The 5,316-nt window shown below is 64.4% G+C and carries 5 protein-coding genes and 4 pseudogenes; 4 read left to right on the forward strand and 5 right to left on the reverse strand.

The annotated features are described in order from the left end of the window. The 5 genes and pseudogenes from AUQ37_RS10275 to AUQ37_RS07615 form a co-directional block, all read right to left on the reverse strand. Window positions 1–339 (reverse strand): annotated as a pseudogene (locus AUQ37_RS10275) (citramalate synthase); the annotation flags it as partial. Window positions 340–479: 140 nt separating this feature from the next. Then, window positions 480–1,241: pseudogene (locus tag AUQ37_RS07605) on the reverse strand (citramalate synthase); the annotation flags it as partial. Beyond that, window positions 1,219–1,881 (reverse strand): homoserine dehydrogenase, encoded by a 663-nt coding sequence (locus AUQ37_RS07610; RefSeq protein WP_235585016.1) that lies wholly within the window; start codon window positions 1,879–1,881, stop codon window positions 1,219–1,221. The gene AUQ37_RS07610 and the pseudogene AUQ37_RS07605, both read right to left, overlap by 23 nt. Then, window positions 1,878–2,225, reverse strand: a complete 348-nt coding sequence (locus AUQ37_RS12590) for a hypothetical protein (RefSeq protein WP_235585017.1) — start codon at window positions 2,223–2,225, stop codon at window positions 1,878–1,880. The genes AUQ37_RS07610 and AUQ37_RS12590 overlap by 4 nt, the downstream gene beginning before the upstream one ends. Further along, window positions 2,218–2,718, reverse strand: a complete 501-nt coding sequence (locus tag AUQ37_RS07615; protein WP_235585018.1) for a homoserine dehydrogenase — start codon at window positions 2,716–2,718, stop codon at window positions 2,218–2,220. Before AUQ37_RS07615 ends, AUQ37_RS12590 begins: the two co-directional genes overlap by 8 nt. 198 nt (window positions 2,719–2,916) lie before the next feature. On the opposite strand from AUQ37_RS07615, the gene AUQ37_RS07620 reads away from it, so the two are divergent. From AUQ37_RS07620 to AUQ37_RS07635, 4 genes and pseudogenes are all read left to right on the forward strand, one after another. Further along, complete coding sequence (locus AUQ37_RS07620; RefSeq protein ID WP_058748088.1) at window positions 2,917–3,375, forward strand: universal stress protein; 459 nt, start codon at window positions 2,917–2,919, stop codon at window positions 3,373–3,375. 104 nt (window positions 3,376–3,479) lie between these two features. After that, a pseudogene (locus AUQ37_RS13750) lies at window positions 3,480–4,217 on the forward strand (AAA family ATPase); the annotation flags it as partial. 48 nt (window positions 4,218–4,265) lie between these two features. Beyond that, window positions 4,266–5,057, forward strand: a complete 792-nt coding sequence (locus AUQ37_RS13105) for a sirohydrochlorin chelatase (protein WP_394325626.1) — start codon at window positions 4,266–4,268, stop codon at window positions 5,055–5,057. Window positions 5,058–5,069: 12 nt separating this feature from the next. Beyond that, window positions 5,070–5,316: pseudogene (locus AUQ37_RS07635) on the forward strand (coenzyme F430 synthase); the annotation flags it as partial.

A 5,316-nucleotide genomic window follows, 5' to 3' on the forward strand; every position in this document is an offset into this window, starting at 1 on the left:
GGCCTCGCTGGTTATGCCCCCGCCGGCGCCTGCATCGATGAAGAGGCGGAATCCGTCGAGGCGGAAGGCCGGCCTCAGCTCTCCGCGCATCTTCCTCACCAGGAGCTCGAAGCTGGCATCGGCGCCTTCGAACTGGTATCCCTCAGCCTCCAGGCCCTTCACCCTGTCGGCGATGGCGCCGGAGTCCGCCCCCTCCTCGATGCCGAGCTCGCGGAGCTTCTCGGCGATGCTGGCCTTCCCCGCCATGTCGGAGACCAGCACGCGGCGGGTGTTCCCGACCGAGGACGGGTCGATGTGCTCGTAGGTGCGCGGGTCGCGGACCAGCGCGGAAACGTGCATCCCGCCCTTGTGAGCGAAGGCGTCCTCTCCCACGAAAGGCAGGCCCGGGGGGCGGGCGAGGTTCTCCACGTCGCGATGCCGGCTGACAGCTGGGTCAGCCCTTTCAGGTCCACTCCGAGGTCCATCCCCATCTTGGCACCGAGGATCCCGGCGACGGTGCAGAGGTCCGCGTTCCCGCAGCGTTCCCCTATCCCGTTGACCGTTCCCTGGACCATCTCCGCCCCGGACATGACGGCGGCCGCGGAGACCGCGGCGGCGAGGCCGCAGTCGTTGTGGGCGTGAATGCCGACGGGGACCCCGAGGTCTTTCGAAACTTTCCTCACGATCTCGGAAACGCGGTCGGGGAGGGTCCCGCCGTTGGTGTCGCAGAGGACGAGCCAGTCGGCGCCCGCGGATGCGGCCGCCCCGAGGCACTGCATCGCGTAACCGGGGTTGGCGGCATAGCCGTCGAAGAAATGCTCGGCGTCGAAAACCACCTCCTTCCCTTTGCTTTTCAGGAAGCGGACCGAGCCGGCGATCATCTCCAGGTTCTCCTCGAGGGTCGTGCGGAGCGCCCTCTCGACGTGGAAGTCCCAGGTCTTCCCGAACACGGTGCAGACGGGGGCCGGGGATGAGGCGAGGGCGTCCATGCAGGCGTCCGTGCTCTCAGGCACGCCGGCGCGGCGGGTGCTCCCGAAAGCGCAGAGCCTGGATCTCTTCAGTTCCGGCGGATCCCCGAAGAACTCATCGTCCACAGGGTTGGAGCCCGGCCACCCTCCTTCGATGTACGGTATCCCGAAGGCGTCGAGCCGGCGGGCGATCTCGCGCTTGTCGGCAGCGGAGAAGGAAACGCCGTCCCCCTGGGCGCCGTCGCGGAGAGAAGTGTCGTAGAGCCAGACCTCAGGCATGCCCGCGCCTCTCATCCAGGATGGCGATGAGGTCGCTGAGTATGGCCGAGGCGGTCTCGATCTTCCCGGCGCCTCTTCCGGTGATGGTGACGGGCCCGGCCAGGTCCGCCTCGATCTGCGCTATGTTCAGCGTCCCGCTGATGCTCAGCGGGTGCCCGACGGGTATGAGCCTGGGGCTGACCTCCAGCTTGGTCTCCGAGACCTCTCCGATGAGGCGTATGACCATGTTGTGGGATGCGGCCTGGGCGACGGCCTCGGCGGTGATCTTGCTGATGCCGGTGATCTTCACATCGTTCACAGTCACATTCTTGTGGAAGACCGAGTTGGCGAGGATGGTCACCTTGGCGGCGGTGTCGTAGCCTTCGACATCGTTGGTCGGGTCTGTCTCCGCGTAGCCGAGCTGCTGGGCCTCCTTGAGCGCCTGTTCATAGGGCTGGCCTTTGTCCATCTTGCTGAGGATGTAGTTGCAGGTGCCGTTGAAGATCCCGCGGATGGAGCGGATATGCTCTCCCACGAGGTTCTCGTGGCAGAGGTTGATGATCGGCATTGCCCCGCCGACGGTGCCCTCGAAGCGGAACTTGCACCCGTTCTTCCTGGCTAGCCCGATGAGATCGCAGAACTTGAGTGCCAGCGGGCCTTTGTTGACGGTTATCACGTCCTTCCCGGACTCCAGGCGCGCGTGATGTTAACGAGGCCCGCGCCGCCGGTCTTGATGTCGGTGGGAGTGACCTCGATCAGGATATCGTAGTCCGTCCCGGAGAGGACCTCGGCGGAGTCGGAGTACTTCGTCTTCCCGACGGAGCCGGTCTCCTTCTTCCGGTCGATCAGGCCCTGCAGGTCCAGCCCTTTCGGGTCCGCTGCGTAGGTCTTCGAGTCCATGGCGAGGACGACCTGCGGCATCTCCCCGTAGCGCGCCGTGAGGAAATCCTTTCTCCTGAGGAGGACCTCGGCGACCCCCTGGCCGACGGTGCCGAAGCCGGAGACAGCGATCTTAATCAAAGCCCAGCCCCCTGATGAGCATGAGGCCGTCTCTTTCGGAGGATTTGAAGAGGAACCTGTCGAGCTTGTCGCGGTCCTCGTGGTTCCTGAGCTCGGCGGTGATGAGAGCGGTCCTCGAGTCGTCGGCGGAGTTCTTCGAGGTGTAGGAGACGTCGACGCTCTCGAAATCGACGATCTTCGAGGCATTGTCGATGATGTCATCGACGTAGGCCGCCCCGAACTTGCCGAGGAGCATGTACTCGGCCGTGACCGTCTCGTAGACGGAGCCGAGCTTGGAGATGACGATGTCCTTGGACCTCCAGATGGCCTTCAGCTGGTCCAGCTCGCGGGTGGTCGATACTTCGAAGGTCACGCTGACGAGGATCCTGTTGTTGACCTTCTGCTCGCGGTCGTGGACGACGCCCACGATGTTCCCGTCGACCATCGAAATGGGCTCGAGGGACCCGACCAGCTGGCCGGGGAGGTCGCGGACGTAGAGTTCGGCATTAACCATCATCGGGGGATCACCTGCTTTGATATCGGGCGTGTATGGCAGAGGGCATATTAAAAAAGTAACAGAAAGAAACCCGTTCCGCCGTGCTTTCCCTATATCCGGAGCCCTCCGGAGAGGCCTGCCGCCGGATGTTCCAGGGAACCCGGCGCAGGCAACGGATGGATTGATAAGCGCGTGCATCGATATACCCAGCCGATCATGACAGAAGAAACCGGCGGAACACCGCTTTTCAAGAAGATCCTCATCGCAGTCGACGGGAGCAACAGCAACCACGTCGCCGTCGATACCGGCCTCGCCCTTGCCAAGCGCCTCGGGTCCAACGTGACCGCGCTCTGCGTCTTCGACGTCGGAAGCTACGGCAACTACGCCTCCTCCGACGGCTGCAGCCCGGAGCGCGACTACATCATCAAGATCTCCGAGGAATCCCTCGCATACATAATCCAGAAGGGGAAGGAGGTCGGCGTCTGCGTAACGCCTAAGATCGTATCCGGACACCCGTACGAGGCCATCGTCGCCGAATCGGAGAACCACGACCTCGTCGTCACCGGGACCCTGGGCCGCACCGGCATGAGAAGGGCCATAATCGGCTCCGTCGCCGAGAAGGTCGTCAGGCTGTCCAAGTGCCCCGTCCTGGTCTGCCGCAGCCCTGAGGAGTGATCCCGCATACGGGCCGCCCCTTATGGCGGCCCGGCAGGGGCTGTGCCCCATCAGTAACACGGGCATAGGTTAATCTTATTATCCAAGCGGTCATAACTCGATGCATGCGCAGGATCGCCGTGTACGGCAAAGGCGGCATCGGGAAGTCGACGACGTCATCCAACGTCTCCGACGCCCTGGCCGAGAAGGGCCTCAGGGTCATGCAGATCGGGTGCGACCCGAAGGCCGATTCGACGCGCCTGCTCACCGGCACGGAGAGGCCGGCCACCGTCCTCCAGAAGATGAGGGACGGAGGGGAGCTGGAACTGGATGACATAGTCATCGAGGGAAGGCACGGCGTCCTCTGCGTGGAATGCGGGGGCCCCAGGCCCGGCATGGGGTGCGCCGGGAGGGGCATCATGGCCGCCTTCGCGGAGCTCGAGAGGCTGGACGCATGGACGTCTGCCGCCCTGACGTCATCGTCTACGATGTGCTCGGCGACGTCGTCTGCGGCGGGTTCGCGATGCCCATAAGGAACGGCTACGCCAGGGACGTTTTCGTCGTCACCTCGGGAGAGATGATGTCGCTCTATGCGGCCAGCAACATCGCCGAGGCCGTCGCCGGGTTCAAGGAGGACGGCTACGCCAGGTTCGGAGGGCTCATCCAGAACTCCCGCGGAGTGGCCGGGGGAGGACGGCCTGGTGGACAAGGCGGCGGCCGAGATGGGGTCCCGCACGGTCTACCGCGTCCCCAGGAGCCCGACGGTGCAGGAATGCGAGGCCCGGCTCACCACCGTGGTGTCCGGAGCCCCGGAGTCCGCCCAGGCGGACGAGTACAGAAGACTGGCGCAAACGCTTTACGACCTGTCCGAGGATGTCGCCGGCGCATGCGCCTGGGGCCTCCCGGAGGATGTGATTGCTGATGGCAAAGGGTATACTTGTTGCAGGGTACGGAACCAGGAAAGGGAACCTCGAAGAGGTCATGGAGAAACAGGCCGCCAGGATGAGGGCCAGGGGGATCCCCGACGTTACATCGGGTACTTCCGCGTGAGCTCCCCGTCCATCCCAGAGGCCATGGAGAAGATGGTCGCCGACGGCATCGACGACGTCCTCGTCATCCCCTACTATATCGCCGAGGGGAAGATGACCCGCACCCTGATCCCGGAGAAACTCGGCCTTCCGTGCTCGTACGGGGTCACCGAGAAGTTCGGCAGGCCGGTGAAGGTCCGCACTGCCCCCGCATTCGGCGCAGGCGACCTGCTCGCCAACATCCTCTGCGACAAACTGGCGGACGCCGGGGCCTCGAAGGATGACGGCATCCTCGTGCTCGGCCACGGGACCCTGGACCCCCTGTCCGGCAACGCCGAGGCCGTCGCGGATGCCGAGAACAGGCTGAGAAGGTACGGGTTCGCGAACGTCGCCCATGCCTACAACGAGTTCAACGAGCCCAGGATCGCTGACGCGGTCGCCGCTCTCGTTTCAAAAGGAGCTGACCGCATAGTCGCCGTCCCGATGTTCATCGCCATGGGCCTCCACCTCGGCGAGGAGATCCCGGAGCAGATCGGCATACCGCCGTACTCCGCCGGGGGCGACATCGAGGCCGGCGGCCGCAAAGTCCATGTGGATTACCTCAGGCCGGTCGAGGACGACCCCCGCCTGTGCGACGCGATGATTAAGCTTGCCAGGGACTTCTACGGCATGTGAGGATCTGGGAAGATGAAGGTTCTGGTTCTCGATCTGGTGCACGGCGGCAAGGTCCTTGCGGAAGAGTACCTGAAAAGAGGCGACGACGTCACCGCCACGGACGTGTACCACGTCACGCCCCGCGACATCATGGGCGACCTGAAGCACAAGGGCGCGAGGGTCATGCTCGACCCCCCTGCCGAGCACTTCGACCTGCTGGTGCAGCCGATCCACTGCGCGGACAGGTTCATCGGGGAGGCCACCTACGACAGGAGGATCT

Source organism: Candidatus Methanomethylophilus sp. 1R26 (assembly GCF_001481295.1).
Taxonomy (GTDB): domain Archaea; phylum Thermoplasmatota; class Thermoplasmata; order Methanomassiliicoccales; family Methanomethylophilaceae; genus Methanomethylophilus.